Raw genomic sequence first — 20051 nt, 5'->3', positions numbered from 1 at the left:
CGAAGCGCTGGAGGATGCTGGGCATCACCTCAAGCAGGGCCATCGAGCCCAGGGGAGAACAACAAGAAATGCACGACAACCATTTGAGTCGCCATGCCCAGCAGGTCTTGACCGTCACGCAAGGGAAATCGCACCTGCAGGGGCCCGGCAGCGATCCCTCCATTGCCCGTTCATGGCTGCGCTGTCTTGAGGACTACCACCTCGACCCGGCATTGACCATGGCGCCGACGGTGCTGGAACATGGTCGCCTCCTGGAAAGTCGTGAACGCTTGCAGCAGGTGTTGCACATTGCCGGCAACGAAATGTCCAGCTTGCATCAGCAACTCTCTGGCGCCGGTCACGCGGTGCTGCTCACGGATGCCCGCGGGGTCATTCTCAACTGCGTCACCGCGCCGACCGAGCGCAAGATCTTCGAACGCGCCGGGCTCTGGCTGGGTGCCGACTGGAGCGAAGCCTGTGAAGGCACCAATGGCATCGGCACCTGCCTGGTAGAGCGGCAGTCCCTGACCATCCACCAGGACGAACATTTTCGCGGCCGTCATACGGGCCTGACCTGCTCGGCGAGCCCGGTGTTCGATCCTCATGGCGAGCTGCTGGCGGTGCTTGACGTGTCCTCGGCGCGGCACGAAGTCTCACGGCAGAGTCAGTTCCACACCATGGCCCTGGTCAACCTTTCGGCGAAGATGATCGAGAGCTGCTACTTCCTGCGTTATTTCGACAATCAATGGTTGCTGCGTTTTCATCTGCAGGCTGAATCCGTCGGCTTGTTCAGCGAAGGGCTGCTGGCGTTCGACGGCGAAGGGCGGATCAGCGCCGTCAATCAGAGCGCGCTGAACCTGCTGGGGCATATTCGTGGTGGGTTATTGGGCAAGCCGGTCGAGGCGTTTTTCGACTGCTCGCTGGATGAACTGCTCGGTCGTGCGAGCGTCGATGCCAGCGCCAGTTGGCCGTTGCGCACCCGTGACGGGCGGAGCCTGTTTGCCTTGCTGCGAGGGCAACCCCGCAGCATTCCGGTGCCGGCGGTGCAAAGCCCGAGGGTTGCCGAACGCCCACGGCTGGCCGGTATCTGTCTGGGCGATGCGGCGTTGCAGGAAGATTTCCGCAAGTCCCTGCGAGTCTTCGAGCGTGACGTGCCGTTGCTGATCAACGGCGAAACCGGGTCCGGCAAGGAAGCTTTCGCCAAAGCCGTGCACCACGCCAGTCAACGGGCCGAAAAAGCCTTCGTCGCGCTCAATTGCGCAGCCATTCCCGAAAGCCTGATCGAGAGCGAGCTGTTTGGCTATCGTGGCGGCAGTTTCACCGGGGCACGCAAGGAAGGCATGCGTGGCAAGCTGCAGCAGGCCGATGGCGGTACCTTGTTCCTCGATGAAATCGGCGACATGCCGCTGGCCTTGCAGACCCGGCTGTTAAGGGTGCTGGAAGATCGTCAGGTGGTGCCGATCGGCGGCGAGCCGGAGTCGGTCAACGTACGAATCATCAGCGCCACTCACCGCAATCTGTTGGAGCGGGTGCAGGACGGCAGTTTCCGCGAGGATTTGTATTACCGGCTCAATGGGCTGGAAGTTGCACTGCCGGCCTTGCGCGATCGCAGTGATAAATCCCGGTTGCTCGACTTTTTGCTGGCCGAAGAGGCGGGCGGCGAGACGGTGCTGATTGATGAGCCGGCGCGCCAGGCGTTGCTGGGGTTTGCCTGGCCGGGGAATGTTCGGCAGTTGCGTAATGTGCTGCGTACGTTGGCGGCGTTGTGTGACGAGGGGCGAATCGGCCTGGAGGATTTGCCGGCGATGATTCGTCAGGCTCGGCCGGTGCAGGTGACGGCCGTTGAAGAGCCGTCCGAGTTTCCGCTGGATGATGCCGAGCGGCTGGCGTTGCTCAATGCGTTGGAACAGACACGGTGGCACATGACCCACACAGCCGAACAGCTGGGCGTCAGCCGCAATACGCTTTATCGCAAGCTGCGTAAACACGGCATATCCCGGTAAATGCACTGAACCCCTGTAGGAGCGCGGCTTGCCCGCGAAGGGGACCTCGAAGCGGCCAAAAGCTTCGCGGGCAATTCGGATCGCCGCACCGCTCGCTCCTACAGGACCGGTGGCGTCTGGTTTGGAAACACAAGGTGCGAATTTCCCCTTCCTGGGCTAACCTGCGGCCATGTTTTACGAGGTCGACTATGCACATTCATATTCTTGGTATCTGCGGCACTTTCATGGGTTCGATGGCGGTTCTGGCCAAAGAGCTGGGCCATCACGTGACGGGCTCCGATGCCAACGTCTATCCGCCGATGAGCACTCAGCTGGAGGCTCAGGGCATTGAGTTGACCCAAGGCTACGACCCGGCGCAGCTCGATCCGGCACCGGATCTGGTGGTGGTCGGCAACGCCATGTCCCGCGGCAACCCGGCCGTCGAATACGTGTTGAACAAAGGCCTGCCGTACGTCTCAGGCCCGCAATGGCTGGCGGATCACGTGCTGCAAGGCCGCTGGGTGCTGGCCGTTGCCGGCACTCACGGCAAGACCACTACCAGCAGCATGCTCGCCTGGGTGCTGGAACATGCGGGCATGAGTCCGGGTTTCCTGATCGGTGGCGTGCCGCAGAACTTCTCGGTGTCGGCGCGCCTGGGTGACACTCCGTTCTTTGTCATCGAAGCCGACGAATATGACAGCGCCTTTTTCGACAAACGCTCCAAGTTCGTTCACTACCGCCCGCGCACGGCGATCCTGAACAACCTGGAGTACGATCACGCCGACATCTTCCCCGATCTGCCAGCCATCGAGCGGCAATTCCACCATTTGGTGCGGACAATTCCAAGCGAAGGCCTGGTGATCCATCCGACCACCGAACCGGCGCTGCAACGCGTGATCGAAATGGGCTGCTGGACGCCGGTACAAACCACCGGGGCCGGCGGTCAGTGGCAGGTCAAGTTGCTGAGCGAAGACGGTTCGGCATTCGAAGTGATGTTCGAAGGCGTCGTCCAGGGTGTGGTCGAGTGGGACATGACCGGGCAGCACAACGTGGCGAACGCCCTGGCGACTTTGGCTGCGGCGCGCCATGTCGGCGTCGTGCCGTCGATGGGCATTGCTGCTTTGAGCACCTTCAAAAGCGTGAAGCGGCGGATGGAGAAAGTCGCGGAAGTTCGTGGCATCACCATTTACGACGATTTCGCTCACCATCCGACCGCCATCGCCACCACGCTCGACGGTCTGCGTAAACGTATCGGCGACGCGCCATTGATCGCGATCATCGAGCCGCGCTCCAACTCCATGAAGCTCGGTGCCCATCGTGATGGCTTGCCGGAGAGCGTGGTCGATGCCGATCAGGTGATCTGGTATGCGCCGACCAACCTGGGTTGGGACCTGGGCGCCATCGCCGCCTTGTGCACGGTGCCATCGATCGTCAGCGATTCGCTGGAAGGCATCATCGAACGCGTGAAGAGCCAGGCCCAGCCCGGCACTCACGTGGTGATCATGAGCAACGGCGGCTTCGGCGGCCTGCACGGCAAACTCGCCCAGGCGCTGCAATGAACAACGGTCCGGAACGCATCACGCTGGCGATGACCGGCGCGTCAGGTGCCCAGTACGGTTTGCGCCTGCTCGATTGCCTGATTCGCGAAGACCGCGAAGTGCACTTCCTGATCTCCAAGGCAGCGCAACTGGTGATGGCTACCGAGACCGACGTCACGTTGCCGCCAAAGACTCAAATGATGCAGGCCTTCCTCACCGAATACACCGGCGCTGCCGCCGGGCAGATCCGGGTGTACGGCAAGGAAGACTGGATGTCGCCGGTAGCCTCTGGCTCCGGAGCGCCGGCGGCGATGGTGGTGGTGCCGTGCTCCACCGGGACCTTGTCGGCCATTGCGACGGGGGCTTGCAACAACCTGATCGAGCGTGCCGCCGACGTCACGTTGAAGGAGCGTCGTCAGTTGATTCTGGTGCCGCGCGAGGCGCCGTATTCGAGCATCCATCTGGAGCACATGCTCAAGTTGTCGAATATGGGCGTGACGATTTTGCCGGCGTCGCCGGGTTTCTATCATCAGCCACAAACCATCGATGACCTGATCGATTTCGTGGTGGCGCGGATTCTCAACCTGCTGAACATTCCCCAGGACATGCTGCCGCGCTGGGGCGAACACCATCTGACCAGCGATGAATAAGCTGCTGGCGCTTGTGCTGGCGTTGCAATTGACGGGTTGCGCCACCGCGCGCACGCTCGACGCCGCCAAGCCGGGGGCGCCGGTGGTGTACGCGGGGACTCGACTGGATTTGTATGCCATGAACGGCGGTTGCTGCGCCATGGACCGCTTCGGTGCTGAAGCGCCGAGCTATCCCGGGGTCGACCTTCCGGCCAGTGCCTTGCTCGACACCCTGTTGTTGCCGCTGTCGTTGCTGACGGTGTTGGGCGTGAGCTTTCAGGCGACGGGTGGGTTGTAGCGTGCGGCTTAGCATCGGTGCCGCGCCCTTCGCGAGCAGGCTCGCTCCCACAGTTTGATCTTCATCGATCACAAATTTGGTGTGCGATACAATCCAATGTGGGAGCGAGCCTGCTCGCGAAGGCGTCATTTCAGACGCCACAAGACTACTTACCTAGCTTGCGCAACTCATCCGACTCGACAATCCGCAGCCCATCCTGTTCTTCCAGCGCCAGCCGCCACATCGCACGCGCCAGATGGCAGGCTTCGATGCCGCGGTATTTGCCGGGGATCAAGCGGGACAATGGCCCGGCGAACTGCTCGGCCATCCGTGGTTCGATGCGCTCGCCCAGCAGCAGTGAAGGCCGGCAGATAGTCAATTGCGGCCAATCCTGCGCGCGCAATGCGTATTCCATCTCGCCTTTGACCCGGTTGTAGAAAATCGAGGATCTGCGATCGGCCCCCAAGGCACTGATCACGATCAAGTGCCGTGCACCCATCTCCCGCGCCCGCTTGGCGAAGGCCACCACCATGTCCAGGTCGACGGCACGAAACGCCTGTTCCGAACCGGCTTGCTTGATGGTGGTGCCCAGGCAGCAATAGGCGATGTCGACGCGACCGTTCAATTGCGGCAGAAACACCGCCGGGTCACCGACCGGGTTTTCCAGGTGAGGATGCTCGGCCAGTGGCCGGCGCGAAGGTGCCAATACCCGTGCGATCGTTGGCTCATTGAGCAGACGGTCGAGAAGATGTTCACCGGTCAAACCGGTAGCTCCGGCAAGCAGTACGTGCTGAGGCGTCAAGTACATAGTGTTTCCCCCTTGATACTATTCAGCTTAGTTGCTCTTTGCATCCTTGCTGCCGATAGAGACACTTTGCAGTGCCTTTCGCGCTTGCTGTTTGCGTAGCAACTGCCAATGGGAGAGAACGGTTTTTGGCGCCCAGATCTGCGGCTCGGAGGCTTCGAAGCTGTCCGCCAGTTCACGCTCGGCAACGGTGGCCCTGGCCAGTTTGAAGGCTTGTTCCAGGTCGTCGGTCTGGTTCAGCGCCTGAGCAAACAAGGCATCGCCAAAGTAAGTGAAGTTGGCTTCCTCAGAGCAGCCAAATGACACCCGGTCGGCGCGCGAGGCGGTCATGATCAGGGTTCGCTCATCTTTCAGGGGCGGGATGAAGCCACCGGAGTAGCAGGACGAAACCACGATGATCTTGTCGCGATTTTTCAGCGGGGACAGGACGGCAGCGAGCTCGTCGGCCGGCAGATCGGACAGTTCCATGCGCGGCTGGTCGAGCACCAGTTCGTGTTCGCTGGTGCCATGGCTGGTCAGGTAGATGAAAATCAAATCTTCCGGGCCGCTGCGCTCGGCCAGCGTCAGGGCGGCACGGCGCAGGTTTTCCCGGGTGGCCATCGGCCGGTCGACCAGGTGGTCGCGATGGTTGACCAAACGGATCTGCCCAAAGGCGCCGAAGCGGCTGGTGAGCATGTTGCTGACGTAATCGGACTCGCGCAGGAATACGCTTTGCTTGCCATCACCACCGAGGGTCAGGGTGTACAGCTCGATCGCCGGAGTCGAGGCCGGCACGTTGGCCAGCGCGTCGTCGAGCAGCCGGCCCTGGGCCAGCAAGCCTAGCTCGAGTGTATCGGGCAGTAACTTGCCGTCGGCGTCGCGCACTCGCTGGCCGTTGATCCACGTACCGCTCTGCACCGTGCCATCGGTCAGCACCAGCGTGCCCTGACCATTGTAATTGTCGACGTCGAATTGGCCGATGTAGAAGCTGCCGTCGGGCAGGTTCAAACGGCCTTGGCCGGTAAAACGCCAGTCATTGAACAGGCCGATGTAGTGACTGCCGTCGGCGCCGATCATCTCGCCCTTGCCGTTGAGCGAGCCTTCCTTGAACTGACCGAGCCAGACATCGCCATCGGCGTTCTCGTAGCGGCCCTTGCCATGCAGTTGATTGTTCTTGAAGCCGCCGACGTAGATGTCGCCATCGGCACTGTTGAATGTCCCGTTGCCCTCCAGCTGGCCATCGACGAAATGCCCGGTGAACTGATTGCCGCTGGTGTCGCCGCGCTGACCTTCGCCGTTGGGTTTGCCATGGGCGAACTGGCCTTGGTAGGTGCTGCCGTCTTCGAGTTCCAGCCGCCCGAGCCCGGCGTATTGATCGGCCTTGAATTCACCGCGGTAGGTCATGCCGTTTTCTTTGAGGGTGCCTTCGCCGTCCCGTCGGCCGGCTTTGAAGCCGCCGGTATAACTGCTGCCGCTGGTGCTCAGCATGCCCTTGCCGTCGAACAACCCTTGATTGAAGGACCCGCGATAAACTTCGCCATTACTGCCGTGCCATTCACCCTGGCCATGCCATTGACCCTGGTCGAACTCGCCGGCGTACCAACTGCCGTTCGGGTAGTCGACGCGGCCCTGGCCTTGCAGCAAGCCATTGACCAGATCACCGCGATAGCGCCCACCGTCCGGCAGACGGGCGTCGGGAGGCAATAGAGATTCGCCATCGCCGCAAGCGGTGAGCAACAGGGTCAAGGCAAGGAGTGCGAGTGAGCGCATGGCGTGATCCGGGCAATTAGGCGATCGAGTATGCCGCAGCTCTGTGTCCTTATATAGCCAGGAGAAAGGCGTGGATGCGAAACAGCGTGAGCTGTTTCGCATCCGGGAGGTTTTACACGAAGCAGAGGGACAGAGGTTCGGCGATATACGCCGGTTTTTCCGAGCCTTCGATTTCCAGGGTGGCGGTGGCCTTGAGCAGCCATTGGCCGGGTTTCTTCTCGGTGACTTCGGTCAGATCGACCTTGAGTCGCACTTTCGAGTCGACCTTGACCGGCTGAATGAAGCGGACGCTGTCGAGGCCGTAATTGACCACCATCTTCAAGCCTTCAGGCAGGACGAGGATGTCTTCCATCAGCTTGGGGATCAGCGACAGCGACAGGAAACCGTGTGCAATGGTGCTGCCAAATGGCGTTTGCGCGGCTTTGACCGGGTCGACGTGGATGAACTGATAGTCCCCTGTGGCTTCGGCGAACAGGTTGATGCGCTCCTGATCGATCGTGAGCCATTCGGAACGTCCGAGTTCCTTGCCGACATAATCTTTGAGCTCTGCAGCGGGAACATAGGGCATTGAGACTCTCCTTGGGTTCATCGGTTTTGTAGTTTTGAGGTGGGGGGATTTGACCTCCCGGATTACCACTTTAGATCAACATGGCAAAGTGCTCAGGTCAACTGAACATGCTGTTGGCGAATGCCGGTCTATAGCGTCGACGTGCTTATAATGCCAGGCGCGAATTTGCGGGAGAGGATGAATGTTGTTACGTGGCCTGACCTGGCTGGTGCTGTTCCAATTGCTCGGCACAGCCCTCAACCACTTGTTTTTACCGGTGCTGCCGGGCCCGATTGTTGGCTTGCTGCTGTTGCTGGTATTCCTGATTTGCCGTGGCCAGGTCGGCGAGCCGCTGAACCTGGCCGCCAGCAGTCTATTGCGTTACCTGCCGTTGCTGCTGGTGCCGCCGGCCGTGGGTGTGATGGTCTACGCTGCCGACATTGCTGCGGATTTCTGGGCCATCGTCGGTGCGCTGGTGTTGTCGTTGCTGCTGTCCCTGGCGTTTGCCGGTGTGCTGATGCAGCGCATGATCAAGCGTCATGCCCCCCATGAGGACAGCCAATGATCTTCGACTGGCACGGTGCCGGGGCGGTGGTGATTCATCACCCGTTATTCGGAATAGGCGTGACCCTTGGGGCTTATCAGCTGGTGCTGGCGGCCTTCGAGAAGACCCGCTGGATCTTTCTGCAACCAGTGCTGGTCTCCATGCTGCTGGTGATCGGTGTGCTGGTGGGTGGCGGCCTGACCTACGCCGAATACCGCAAGAGCACGGAAATACTCAGTATCCTGCTCGGCCCCGCCACCGTTGCGCTGGCGGTGCCGCTTTACCTCAACCTGCGACGGATTCGGCAGTTGTTCTGGCCGATATTTACTACGCTGGTGATAGGCGGCGTGGTTGCCACGGGCATGGGCGTGTTGCTGGGTTGGTGGTTTGGCGCCGAACACATGATCCTGATGACCATGGCGCCGAAGTCGGTGACTTCGCCGATTGCCATGCTGGTGGCCGAGCAGATCGGTGGCGTCGCGGCGTTGGCGGCGGTGTTCGTCTTGATTACCGGCGTGATCGGAGCGATCTTCGGCCCGAGTCTTTTGACCCGGATCGGTGTCCACAGTCCTGAGGCTCGCGGCATGGCACTGGGCATGACCGCCCACGCGGTCGGCACGGCGGTGGCGATGCAGGAAAGTGATGAGTGCGGCGCCTTCGCGGCGCTGGCAATGAGTCTGATGGGCGTAGCCACGGCGGTGTTCCTGCCGTTGGCAGTGTCGATGGTGGTGTAAGGAAATGTCTATGAGCTTGCCGCTTTTCCCGCTGAACACGGTGCTGTTTCCTGGTTGCATCCTCGATTTGCAGATTTTCGAGGCGCGCTACCTGGACATGATCGGCCGCTGCATGAAACAGGGTGGTGGCTTCGGCGTGGTGTGCATCCTCGATGGCGAAGAAGTCGGCATCGCTCCGGCGGGCTATGCGCTGGTCGGGTGTGAGGCGCTGATCACCGATTTCAAGCAGCAGGACAATGGCCTGCTGGGCATTCGGGTGCAGGGCGGGCGGCGTTTCCACGTTGTGCGCACCGAAGTGCAGCGCGATCAGTTGATTGTCGCCGAGGTCGAGTGGCTGGAAGACGAGCCCGAGCAGCCGCTCCAGGACGAGGACGCCGACCTGGTCGCGCTGCTCAAGGCCCTGGCGGAGCACCCGATGGTCGAAGCATTGAACATGGGCACCGAAGCGGGCGGGCAACAGTCGCTGGCCAATCAGTTGGCGTATCTGCTGCCATTCGCCGAGTTGGACAAGATCGATCTGCTGCAACTTGACGATCCGCAGCAGCGGCTGGACGCGATCCAGGCGCTGCTGGATGAGTTGCAAGGGGAGTTGTTTGCCTGAGGCGCGGGCTCAAGTAATGAGGCAAGCGCTGGCGTGCCGATAAACGTCACGCCGGTTCTGCAGCGTTAAGTGGGTTTTTCAGGGATTAAGCATTCTGGATCGGTTTTATGAACAGATCCTCGGGTTTGATGCGCAACTTCGGATCCGTATCGATACCCCAGTAATCGTTCGTCGAGTTGTAATACACCCTGCCGGCAATTCGTGGTGTGACGCCAATATTTTCAACGTTCACTTTTACGGCCAGCTCGTTTCGCTTCTGGTGAGCACGAAGGTCAGTCAACAAGGCATCGATGTTTGCGTAGCCCTGTGCGTTGATCACGTAAAGTTGCAGCATCTCAAATAACAGTTCGACTGAATAAATATTTCCGGATGAAGTCGCCACGCTGATGGATTCCACCGGTCCTGCGTGATCCAGACCTGGCAATTGGAGCACTGCGCTACCGACTTGCAGTTTTTCTGACGTCAGCCGTATTTCGTTGCGTGTTACGGCTTCTGTCAATTTTGTACTGTAGATGGTCCAGGTCGATGCATTGGAGGTCAGTGTAACGGCGCCTGGAGTCGACAGGCTAAAAGTCGTGTTGCTGGCAGGATACACATCGTAGGACGAGGCTTGGCCTTGCAGCACATAGATACCGGCATGGGAAGCTGATGGAAAGTTAACCTCCTGAGGGGTGGCTGCGAGCAAGAAGGGTTTTATCCGTTGTGGTCGGATAAAACGGTAGTTGCCGTGCCGACGCTTCAGGCACGCTGCGCCGGAGCGGACTTTGTAACCCGGGGCTGCAGCATCCTCGTGATAGGAGATGTCAGGGGGGGTCAATCGATAGGATTGGCCGTCCTGCATGACTAGCACTATGTCATGCACACTGTGTATACCGGCCGTCTTGATATTTGGAAAACCTTTGACTGCGGTTTTTTGCTGTTGATTTTCGCGTATGAAATCCCCGAAAGTGATTGTTTTTGATGGGAGAAAAATCCAGATACGGAAGTTGCTGTAGTACAAGAATGTATAGCCCGAAACACCTTCGCGAACTTCTACCTCGTAAATGAACCTGATTTCAAATATCTCTTCGTATTCGTAATCAAGGTGAATGGTTCTTGATGTTTTAGGTGTGTTGGCTTCTGCAAAAAAATCGACCCTGCGGCCATCGCGGGAAACAAAGTGGTGCCTGGATTCCTGCTCAGCGATTACAACGGATCCGCTGTTGACGATGTGCGGGGCAGGCGCGCGGTCACCAATCACGGTCACCATGCATTCGACGTCGTGAGAAAGTGAGTCATCCAGATGATCTGGCAACAGAGGAACCAGTCCGTAACCGTCCCGGGTTCTAAACTGCAACTGGCTGTTTTTCACATGACGCTGACCGTCGACATGTTTGTAAACATCCACGATGGTCAACAAGTGTTTGGGGAGTTCGCCATCCTTGCCACGCAGCGAGGTGACGACCAGCGAGGTGCCGACGATCTGCCAACGTTGAATATTCTCCATTGGCCAGCCGAATTCGATGAGGCTCGATTGTTCACCATCTTCGATGATCGTCACTTGGGCAGATGTTTCGGCGATGTAGTAACGATCTTCTCCAGCGCCGCCATCAACCACGCAGTGCGCCCCGCGAATGGCGATTGTATCGTCACCCGGTCCGGCATTGATGTGGTCGTTACCGTTGGCCGAGATCTGATTGGCCTGGTCGCTCCCGGTGACCCGATTTGAGCCGCGTCGCAAGGTCGAGATGTTTTCGATCGATTTGACCTGCGCGACCAGGATGTCTTCTTTCGCCCGGTCGTGGTTGCGCAAGGCAACCTCGCCGGTCTGCAGATTGACGTCGTAACCGACATGACGGGTATCGGTGACGGGACGGGAACCCTCGAATGCCAGTGTGTCGGCACCCTCACCCCCGTCAAGAACACTGGTCCGTGCAGGTTTCATTGGCTGGTTCAGTTCCGCTTCAGTTGTTTCGAAGTAAAACCCATCATTCTTGTCGCCGCCAGTCAGTTCCTTGGCGCCCTCCCGATAGCTGAAGGTATTGGGCTTGTCCTTGACGCCGAGGATCTGGTCATTGCCGTCCCCGAGCCGCCAAAAAACGCCTTTGTTTTCGCCAAGGCTGCCTTTGACGCCGCCCTTGAGATTCGGCGGGAGCCCATTGCGAGCATCGACAATGTCGTCAGTGCCAATGATTACCGGCTCACTGTCAAGTTTGTATGGTTGTTCTCCGGCGTTTTCGTCCCATTGGTACTGCCAGATTTTGATTGTCTGTAACTTGACTTCGAAACAGCCGTTTACGATGTATTCCAGTTGCTCCTTGTACGCTCCTTCAAGCAAGTTTTTTGCCGATAGTTCCAACTGTTTAGTGTGATCGCTTAAGGTCTTGGCAATCTTGAAGCGATCCATCACGTCTTGATCCTGGTCTGCCTTCACGAATGCAAGCCAACCGGCGCGCAACCGTTCGTAGTCGCTCAGTTCAATGTAATCATCAATATCGTCCACGACTCGTGCGGCCCGGTAGATTTCCGCGCCCAATATAAGCACGCCCGCAGCGATTATTCCGACCGGGCCAGCAACACTTCCGAAACCGGCCAGCGTAGCCGCGCCCAGCGCAAGACTGAGCGTAGCTCCCACCACGCTGAACCCCCCGCTGACGTAGTGATCCTGTGCTGCCTTGCCTTTCGTGGTGGCAGCGGCATTGAAGGCACTGATGGCTCCATAAATGTCGAAGGGCAGAGTGATGACGCTGGCAATCAATCCGGCACCCCTACCCAGGTGTTTCCCCACCGATGTGGCGGCGAACCCGTTGAATACTTTTCCGCCGCTTTGGAACATCGCTGCAGCGGTCTTGGTCAGGCCTCGTTCCAATAATCAATGAACCGAATTCGCTTGCGATACCCCCGCCGTTTATTACCGCATCAACCGAGTCACCTGCCTTGATGGCGTCCATGACCCCGCGCATGCCGCTGTAAATGCCAAAAGCCTGCAATCCTACTCCCGAGATGCCCGTGACACGGTTGACCCAGGGCGGCAAAGGAAACGTTGGCTTGGTGAATGTCGATTTTCTGGGCTGAGTCGACAAGCTTTCCGAAACGATCCATCGGGCTGCCGGGCGTAAGCGCCCTGTCGGCAGCCAAAAGGGGCGGGGCGTCCTCTGAACGCAAGCAGGCCAGTTCAAAGAGGAGCGTGGTCACTTTGCCACTGTCTGCCGGGTCGGCGGAAATTTCGCGGGCCATGACCTTGGCCGGATCGAAACTCAGAGAATCAAGAAAATCCTGGTAGGGCTTTTTAAAGTTCGTATTTGCCGCGTTGATGTCCTGGCCTGCGACCTTCGCGCCCAATTTACTGAGTTCTACACGGCTTATGGTGCTTTCGCCAAAACGCAGGGATCCCAGCTGTTTATCCAGGGCATCAAGGGTGCGAGGAGACGATGGGTTGACAGGCACCGCGCCTGGGGGGGGCGTCAAGGGTGGCGCACTGGGGGATGTGTCGATTTGGCCAGCGGCCGGCGGGGTTAACGGTGGCGCGCTGGGAGAAGTATCAATTCGGCCAGCGGCCGGTGCAAGACTGTTGAGCGAGGCACTGATCGCCTTTACGTGAATAGAGCGGCGGGTTGAGCTTTTTATAGCGGGTTCGATAAGCTTTGCCATTGTTTAGTCCTTTAAATAATGAGCGATCTAAGACACCAATTTTCGTATCGGTGTGGGGGTCCGGGATTTTACGAGCATATACAGAACTTCTTGGGTGAGCTTTGTCTTAATGGTTGTGCAGTGTTTTTAAAGATTTCCAGGTTGTTGTCGTTGTATCTCTTTGTATCTTCGGCAGACCAATGTCAGGGTATTAAAGATAAAGAAGGCGGCCCTTTAAAAATCTGATGCTCATGGCCATATTACGTCATACCCAAATTCGTCCTTATTGCCAGACAGCCTGAGTACGGGTTTGCCCGCAGCTTCCACCTCATCGATCAATTGGTCGTATTCATGTTTGTTGGCGCGGCCCGCATGCGTAGAGGCTTCGATACGTTCGGCGCGACTGCCGGCCTGCTTCTCGATGTCGTTTACTTTTGCTCCCTTTGTCAGGGATGAGTTCAACAGCCAGATCCGCTCTGCTTCCAACCCCTTTTTTGTGACCGAAATCAATCCTTCATAATCATCGGAGGGAAACCAGGTGGGTGGTGTGTCACGGGCCGTTGAATTGAACATCAGGTTTTCTTCATGCGGAACCACTTCCATGTTGCGGGTATCCAGCGCATACAGAAACATTTCCGTCTGTCGCTCTCTGGTGCGTTCGTAACTGCGTTCATGATCCCAGGCGACCGGGCTTCCTGCATCCGACCAATCGGAGGAAGCGCTGCTTTGCGAGTCGCTTGCGTCACTGGCGTCACTGGCATCGTTGTCCGTTGGGGTATCGTCAGCGCTCTTTCCGGGGTACTTGTTGGTCTGCGTGTTGAATCGCAAGTACTCGGGGTCGGGAGCGCTGGCGTACATCTGACCTTCCTTGAGGCTGAAAGTGGCGCTCATGGGCTTATGGGTGGTGGCGCCAGGTTCGTGGGCATAGCGAGGAAGCATGGCGTTGTCGTTCGCCAGTTCGAACGGAGTGCGCTCGTCGCCCCTGAACAAGGCGGGCACATCCGTGCGATACAGGCAATTGTTCTTGTTGCGCAGATAACCCATTTTAACCAGGAGCGCCTCGCGCAGCTCGTGGGTCATGCTTGTCTCGGGGTGATACCAGTCATGGCGCGCGCCACGTTTCAGATTCAACTCATTGATCACGTCGTTGCTGAGCTGATCAAGGCGGCGCGGGTTGCTGCTATCCTCTGTCAGGTTTTTGTGCGCTTGCGCCCATTGGGGCAGCGTCAGCTCGGCCTTCATGTGCTGTTGCAAGCGAGACAGTTGGCTCGGCAGCAGGTTGTAGGACTGCAAGAACGCCTTGCGTTCGTTCGAGGTCATGGTCGGGTGCAGCCAGCGGAGTGAATCGCGCTGCAGGTTAACGACCGGGTTGTCCGTTACGTTCGGTTCGACCCATTGCGGGGACTTGCCGGAAACCTGGGCTTGAGCCCGAAAACGCTCGATGTCCTGACCGTGAATCCCGTAGAGCTCCCAGATCTCTTTATCTGTCCAGTGTTTCAGGTGAGTGGGGTGCGAACCGAACCCTCCAACAGGCGGGTCGACCAGAATCCAGTTTGCGAAACGATCACTGAGCGTAAATCGTGTGTCAGATTCATCGGGCCCCGACCTTGGTTTGAGCTCGTAATAACCCTGCGCATCCGGAGAGCGCGACGATACGGTGTAAAGGATATTGTTGGTATAATTCGGCGTGTCGGAATAATGAGGGCGTTTAGCTGCGGCTATTGTATCGGACTGCTCGCTCTCTGGCGTGGCTGGCCGTTTCGGTACCGAGTTTTCAGTCTTTTGCCCATGACTGACTACAGGCTCTTCGCTGACCTGCGCTGTCAGGCGCCAGGTCGGACGTCCGTCGTTTTTATAAACAACAGGACCGTACGCCAACCGCTCCGTCAGTAGCTTCGCGCGATAGACGCCGGGGGCTTTTTCATCAAGGTCGACATGGGTTGTATGCAGAGCGCCTTCATATTCGACGTCGACAAATTTGCGTCCAACGATGTAGCGGAAACCGTCCTCGTTCGGTATTTGCATGCCGCGCAGAAATGTCTCCGATAACCAGTATCTATCAATTGCCCTGTGACTCTTCGAACGTTCGGTAACCGTTCGAGTCGGCACATCGGTTATTTCAATGCCAGGGATGAGGGGAGCATCAACGCTTGGGTGGGCAGCGTGTCTCTGATTGGAAGCCGACGAAGCCTCTACGTCGGAAGGCCAAACTACTCGTGGCACATAGGCCGAAGTATCGGAGTCATGCCTTATCGACGGTTCATTCGTTGATACAGGTTTGTGCGGCGTAGTAATAGGTGGTTTGCGTGGTGTTTTCGGGCTCATGTAAAACTCGCTGTTAAATGGTTTTATGAAATCATGAATTTTTAATGATGTTTCCACTGTGGGGAATGAATCGCCTGTGAGCCACTTGCCGATGAGTGAGCTATGCGCAATATTCACTACGAGGGGGTTGTTTTAATGTAATTGATTTTTTAACTCGTGAAAGCCCGAGTTTGAGGAAGTTATGAGTAAATATGTAACTTCAATTATTAGTTTGGTCGGGCTCTAAAAGCGCAGTCGTGCCGGATAAGTTTGAGTTTTAGCGCAACGCCACTCTCATCGGAGAAGACCTTGGAGAGTGGCGAGGAGGGAGAGCTTATTAGCGAATTGAGAAATGAAGCATTGTGCTTAGTATGCGTAGCGCACCATTGCATGGGGCAGATGGCGCAGGGCGAAGAAACTGAACAATGCCAGCAGTGCTGGCAGAATCAGCCACCAAACCTTGAACGGCATGGCGTTGAGCGGTGTCTGGCGCTGACTCAGCCACAGACTCGCCGCACACATGCATGTAGCCAGCATGGCGCCGGCCAGCACGTCGGTCGGCCAGTGCGCACCCAGATAAACCCGCGACAAGGCGATCGACAGCGCCGGCAGGCAGGCCAGCAGCAGCCAGGTCAGGCGCATCCGCGGCGGCTGCCCGCGACCGGCAAGCACGGCAAGGGTCAGAAACAAGGCAAACGCCCCTGAAGCGTGGCCGCTGGGCATGCTGTAGGTGGTCAAAGGATCAGTCAGCACTTCCGGGCGCACCCGGGCGAAGAAGTTTTTGGTCGCGGTATTGGCCAGGGCGGTGCAGAGCAGTGTGCCACCTGCGAACAGCGCCTGACGCCATTGCCGGCACAGCAACAGCAGGCCGGTGAGCAGAGCGCTGAACAGCAGCATGTTGCGGAACTCACCGATCAGGGTGAAGGTGACCGCCATTTCATCCAGCGTCGCGCCTCGGTGCTCCTGCACCAGGGTCATCACGCCCTGATCCAGGGCGGTCAGGTGCGGATAGCCGATGAACAGGCCGATCAGGATCAGCAGGCTCATGCAACTGATCCAGGTCGTTGCCCGGCGATGGCGGCGCAGACTGCTGGTCGCGCTCAAGCCGACCATCACTGCAATGCTGCCGGCGACAATGCCCGCCTGCAGCCAGAAACCTTCCGGCAACGGGAGGCGGATCGCCGCGCCGGTGGCCCAGCCCGGCAGCAGATAGGCGACGCTCCAGCCGGCGGCAGCCAGCAGGCTGACGGCGGCGAAGCGTGGGAAGGGCATGTCGAACATCCCGGCGACCATTGGCAACATGGGTCGCAACGGGCCGATAAAGCGACCCACCAACAGGCTGGCGATGCCATAACGCTGGAAATAGGCCTCGGCGCTGGCAATCCATTCCGGGTGATGGCGCAGCCCGGGCAGGCGCCGGATGTTCTGATGGAAATGTCGCCCCACGAAATACGAAACAATATCGCCCAACACGCCGGCGACGAATCCCAGCAGCAGGGTTTCGCTCAACGACAGGGCACCACTGCCGGCCAGAACCGCGACGGCAAACAGCAATACCGTGCCGGGGACAATCAGCCCGGCAATTGCCAGGCATTCCACAAAGGCCACTATAAACACCGCCGCAGCCAGCCATTGCGGGTTGACCGTCAACCATCCGGTCACGCTATCGAGCCATGGGCCCATAAGACAACTCCATCGAAATGTTTATCGCCCCCAAAGGACGAACTCAATCTTCAAATCAACACAGGCCCCCTGTGGGAGCGAGCCTGCTCGAGAAAGCGGCCTTTCAGTCGATATTGATATCGCCTGACACTACGCTTTCGCGAGCAGGCTCGCTCCCACAGGGGATGTTTTTTACTACAAGTCCGGATACATCTCAGGAGAGCAGCAAATAATCGCGTCCTTCGACCTGCCCGCGTCGCAGCGGGTTCCGCGTGCAATAGGCAGCGTAGGCAGCATCGACGAAGCGGTACATCAGGTGTTCGTCACGCCCGTGGGGAATGCCCAGGCGCGTGGTTTGGATGATGTGTGCCGGCGCCGGGCCGACGTCTTCCACCAGCAGCACTTCATGGTCGAAGCGCTTGGCGTCCCAGATCGGCACCTTCAGGCCCAGTGCCTTGCAGAGCAATGTCTGTCCCGCGCACAGCTTTTGCGACGGACGAGGGCGGCCCTGGGCATCCGGATTGTTCAACAGCATTTGCGCCAGGCTCGCCGGCCCGCTCAGTTCATCGACCCATGGATAGCCGGACTTGATCAACACCGCATTGCCGGGACCTTGGGCACTGAAGTTCAGGGAATCGCCGCCACGGGCGTAATACATATAGATGTGACCGCCGTCCAGAAACAAAGCCTTACGCTTTTCTGTATAGCCGAGAGAGGCATGGCTGCCTTTTTCTTCGAAATAATAGGCTTCGGTCTCGATGATTCGAGCGCTTAGCCAGAGTTCACCGACCCGGTGCCGGATAACCTTGCCCAGCAGATCCCGGGCCAGGGTTTGTGCGTCTCGATCGAAAAACGCGTCCGCGAGGGCCGTGGGCAGGCGGTCAGCGGACGCGCGAACAGTCAGGTCGGTCATGATAAACGGAGTTAATCAGGGCTGATTGAGTCGTGATGATAACAATTTGCAGCTTAATCACAGCTGAACGTCGGCAAATTGCCCTCGATTTCGACCATCCGCCTGTCACCGCTGTTAGTCCCGGGACGCGACAGCTATAATCTGCCGCTTTACTCTTTACCAAGCCTTAGCAAAGACCACTCCAGACCATGACTGAGTCCGTTCTTGACTACATGACCCGTTTGGGTCGCGCTGCCCGCGAAGCTTCTCGCGTCATCGGCCGTGCCAGCACTGCGCAGAAAAATCGCGCGTTGCAGGCGGCTGCCGATGCGTTGGACGCTGCACGCGCCGAGCTGGCGGCTGCCAACGAGGTGGATCTGGCCGCTGGCCGCGCCAACGGTCTTGAACCGGCCCTGCTGGAGCGACTGGCGCTGACCCCGGAACGCATCGACGGCATGATCGTCGGTTTGCGCCAGGTTGCCGCGCTGCCGGACCCGGTCGGCGCGATCCGCGACATGAGCTATCGCCCATCGGGGATTCAGGTGGGCAAGATGCGCGTGCCGCTGGGCGTGATCGGGATCATCTACGAATCGCGACCGAACGTGACCATCGATGCTGCCAGCCTGTGCCTGAAGTCCGGCAACGCGACCATCCTGCGCGGCGGCTCGGAGGCCATCAATTCCAACCGCGCCATTGCCGCCTGCATCCAGCGCGGCCTGGCCGAGGCCGATCTGCCGGCTGCCGTGGTACAAGTGGTCGAAACCACCGATCGCGCCGCCGTTGGCGCACTGATCACCATGCCTGATTACGTCGACGTCATCGTACCCCGTGGCGGCCGTGGCCTGATCGAACGGGTCAGTCGCGATGCACGCGTGCCGGTGATCAAGCACCTGGACGGCATCTGCCACGTGTTCGTCAGCGCCCACGCCGACCTGCAGAAAGCCCTGCGCATCGCGTTCAACGCCAAGACGTATCGGTATGGCATCTGCGGTGCGATGGAAACGCTGTTGGTGGATCAAACCGTTGCCAAGGATTTCCTGCCGTCGATGGCTGCACAGTTTCGCGAAAAAGGCGTCGAGCTGCGCGGTTGCGAACGCACCCGGGCGATCATCGAGGCGACAGCAGCCACCATCGATGACTGGAGCACCGAATACCTGGCGCCGATCCTCTCGATCCGCGTGGTCGACGGTCTGGACCAGGCCATCGAGCACATCAACCAGTACGGCTCGAATCACACCGACTCGATTGTCAGCGAGAACCTGGCTGACACACGCCGCTTCGTGGCAGAAGTCGATTCATCGTCGGTGATGATCAACACCCCGACGTGCTTCGCCGATGGCTTCGAATACGGATTGGGTGCCGAGATCGGCATTTCTACTGATAAGCTGCACGCCCGTGGCCCGGTGGGTCTCGAAGGTCTGACCTGCGAGAAGTACATCGTGGTCGGTGATGGTCAGTTGCGCGGCCAGGCGTCGACCTGAGTTGGGCGACCTCAAACCGTCGGCCCCGGTCACCACCCGCGAACCTGCGCCTCGACGCATCGGCATGCTGGGCGGGACCTTCGATCCGGTGCACATCGGCCATTTGCGCGGTGCGCTGGAAGTCGCCGAATCGCTGGCGCTCGATGAGCTGCGCCTGACACCCAGTGCCAGGCCGCCTCATCGCGGTACGCCGCAGGTGTCGGCCAAAGACCGCCTGGCGATGGTCGAGTGCGCGGTGGCCGGTGTGGCGCCGTTGGTGGTGGATGCCCGCGAATTGCAGCGGGACAAACCGTCCTACACCATCGATACCCTGGAGCTGATGCGTGCCGAACTGGCCGCGCAGGACCAGGTTTTTCTACTTTTGGGCTGGGACGCATTTTGCGGCCTGCCCACTTGGCACCGCTGGGAAGAGTTGCTCCAGCATTGCCACATCCTGGTGCTGCAACGCCCGGATGCCGACAGCGAACCGCCGGATGCCTTGCGCAACCTGCTGGCAGCGCGCTCGGTGAGCGACCCGCTGGCCCTCAAAGGGCCGAGCGGACAGATTGCATTCGTCTGGCAGACACCGCTTGCGGTATCCGCCACCCAGATCCGTCAACTGCTGGCCAGCGGTAAGTCGGTACGTTTCCTGGTGCCCGACGCGGTCCTGGCCTACATCGATGCGCACGGACTTTACCGTGCGTCGAACTGAATAGGAGTGCCTCAAGGCACGTAGCAA

The 20051-nt window shown here is 59.0% G+C and carries 17 protein-coding genes; 9 read left to right on the top strand and 8 right to left on the bottom strand.

Features of this window, described 5'->3' with window-relative positions:
* Nucleotides 1–68 precede the first annotated feature (68 nt).
* The 4 genes from ACA041_RS28505 to ACA041_RS28490 all read left to right on the top strand — a co-directional run bounded on the left by ACA041_RS28505 (nt 69) and on the right by ACA041_RS28490 (nt 4426).
* Nucleotides 69–1982: a sigma-54-dependent Fis family transcriptional regulator gene (locus ACA041_RS28505; RefSeq protein WP_497438843.1), complete on the top strand. Its 1914-nt coding sequence runs from the start codon at nt 69–71 to the stop codon at nt 1980–1982.
* Nucleotides 1983–2170: 188 nt separating this feature from the next.
* The gene (gene mpl / locus ACA041_RS28500) at nt 2171–3520 is read left to right on the top strand and encodes a UDP-N-acetylmuramate:L-alanyl-gamma-D-glutamyl-meso-diaminopimelate ligase (RefSeq protein ID WP_497438842.1); all 1350 of its coding nucleotides are present in this window, start codon (nt 2171–2173) and stop codon (nt 3518–3520) included.
* Nucleotides 3517–4149, top strand: a complete 633-nt coding sequence (gene ubiX, locus ACA041_RS28495; protein ID WP_128871424.1) for a flavin prenyltransferase UbiX — start codon at nt 3517–3519, stop codon at nt 4147–4149. The genes mpl and ubiX overlap by 4 nt, the downstream gene beginning before the upstream one ends.
* On the top strand, nt 4142–4426 hold the full coding sequence (locus tag ACA041_RS28490) for a YceK/YidQ family lipoprotein (RefSeq protein WP_497438841.1): 285 nt from the start codon (nt 4142–4144) through the stop codon (nt 4424–4426). Before ubiX ends, ACA041_RS28490 begins: the two co-directional genes overlap by 8 nt.
* Nucleotides 4427–4571: 145 nt before the next feature.
* Here ACA041_RS28490 and ACA041_RS28485 read toward each other — a convergent pair whose 3' ends face one another.
* The 3 genes from ACA041_RS28485 to ACA041_RS28475 form a co-directional block, all read right to left on the bottom strand.
* The gene (locus tag ACA041_RS28485) at nt 4572–5213 is read right to left on the bottom strand and encodes an oxidoreductase (protein WP_497438840.1); all 642 of its coding nucleotides are present in this window, start codon (nt 5211–5213) and stop codon (nt 4572–4574) included.
* 27 nt (nt 5214–5240) lie between these two features.
* The gene (locus ACA041_RS28480) at nt 5241–6959 is read right to left on the bottom strand and encodes a C13 family peptidase (RefSeq protein WP_497438839.1); all 1719 of its coding nucleotides are present in this window, start codon (nt 6957–6959) and stop codon (nt 5241–5243) included.
* Nucleotides 6960–7071: 112 nt separating this feature from the next.
* A complete protein-coding gene (locus ACA041_RS28475; protein ID WP_497438838.1) occupies nt 7072–7527 on the bottom strand; it encodes a MaoC family dehydratase in 456 nt (151 codons plus the stop codon).
* Nucleotides 7528–7708: 181 nt separating this feature from the next.
* Here ACA041_RS28475 and ACA041_RS28470 point away from each other — a divergent pair, with 181 nt between their 5' ends.
* From ACA041_RS28470 to ACA041_RS28460, 3 genes are read left to right on the top strand one after another with little or no spacing between them, the layout of a single operon-like run.
* Entirely contained in the window at nt 7709–8071 is a 363-nt protein-coding gene (locus ACA041_RS28470; RefSeq protein WP_497438837.1) for a CidA/LrgA family protein, read from the top strand.
* Entirely contained in the window at nt 8068–8784 is a 717-nt protein-coding gene (locus ACA041_RS28465) for an LrgB family protein (protein WP_497438836.1), read from the top strand. The genes ACA041_RS28470 and ACA041_RS28465 overlap by 4 nt, the downstream gene beginning before the upstream one ends.
* A gap of 10 nt (nt 8785–8794) precedes the next feature.
* Complete coding sequence (locus ACA041_RS28460) at nt 8795–9385, top strand: LON peptidase substrate-binding domain-containing protein (RefSeq protein ID WP_497438835.1); 591 nt, start codon at nt 8795–8797, stop codon at nt 9383–9385.
* An 85-nt stretch (nt 9386–9470) separates the two neighbouring features.
* Here the strand turns inward: ACA041_RS28460 and ACA041_RS28455 are convergent, their stop codons facing one another.
* The 5 genes from ACA041_RS28455 to ACA041_RS28435 all read right to left on the bottom strand — a co-directional run bounded on the left by ACA041_RS28455 (nt 9471) and on the right by ACA041_RS28435 (nt 17873).
* Nucleotides 9471–12233, bottom strand: coding sequence for a calcium-binding protein (locus ACA041_RS28455; RefSeq protein WP_497438834.1), 2763 nt, complete (start codon nt 12231–12233; stop codon nt 9471–9473).
* Nucleotides 12234–12292: 59 nt separating this feature from the next.
* A complete protein-coding gene (locus tag ACA041_RS28450) occupies nt 12293–13015 on the bottom strand; it encodes a hypothetical protein (RefSeq protein ID WP_497438833.1) in 723 nt (240 codons plus the stop codon).
* 228 nt (nt 13016–13243) lie between these two features.
* On the bottom strand, nt 13244–15319 hold the full coding sequence (locus tag ACA041_RS28445) for a hypothetical protein (protein WP_497438832.1): 2076 nt from the start codon (nt 15317–15319) through the stop codon (nt 13244–13246).
* Between the two features lie 345 nt (nt 15320–15664).
* Entirely contained in the window at nt 15665–16981 is a 1317-nt protein-coding gene (locus ACA041_RS28440) for a bifunctional DedA family/phosphatase PAP2 family protein (RefSeq protein WP_497438831.1), read from the bottom strand.
* A gap of 193 nt (nt 16982–17174) precedes the next feature.
* On the bottom strand, nt 17175–17873 hold the full coding sequence (locus ACA041_RS28435) for a DNA-3-methyladenine glycosylase (protein ID WP_497438830.1): 699 nt from the start codon (nt 17871–17873) through the stop codon (nt 17175–17177).
* Nucleotides 17874–18061: 188 nt separating this feature from the next.
* On the opposite strand from ACA041_RS28435, the gene ACA041_RS28430 reads away from it, so the two are divergent.
* Both ACA041_RS28430 and nadD read left to right on the top strand, forming a co-directional pair.
* On the top strand, nt 18062–19333 hold the full coding sequence (locus ACA041_RS28430) for a glutamate-5-semialdehyde dehydrogenase (protein WP_497438829.1): 1272 nt from the start codon (nt 18062–18064) through the stop codon (nt 19331–19333).
* A gap of 1 nt (nt 19334) precedes the next feature.
* Nucleotides 19335–20024: a nicotinate-nucleotide adenylyltransferase gene (gene nadD / locus ACA041_RS28425; protein WP_128871436.1), complete on the top strand. Its 690-nt coding sequence runs from the start codon at nt 19335–19337 to the stop codon at nt 20022–20024.
* The last annotated feature ends 27 nt before the right edge of the window (nt 20025–20051 follow it).

Source organism: Pseudomonas sp. LBUM1676 (assembly GCF_059695605.1).
This window is presented reverse-complemented; position numbering and strand designations above follow the sequence as displayed.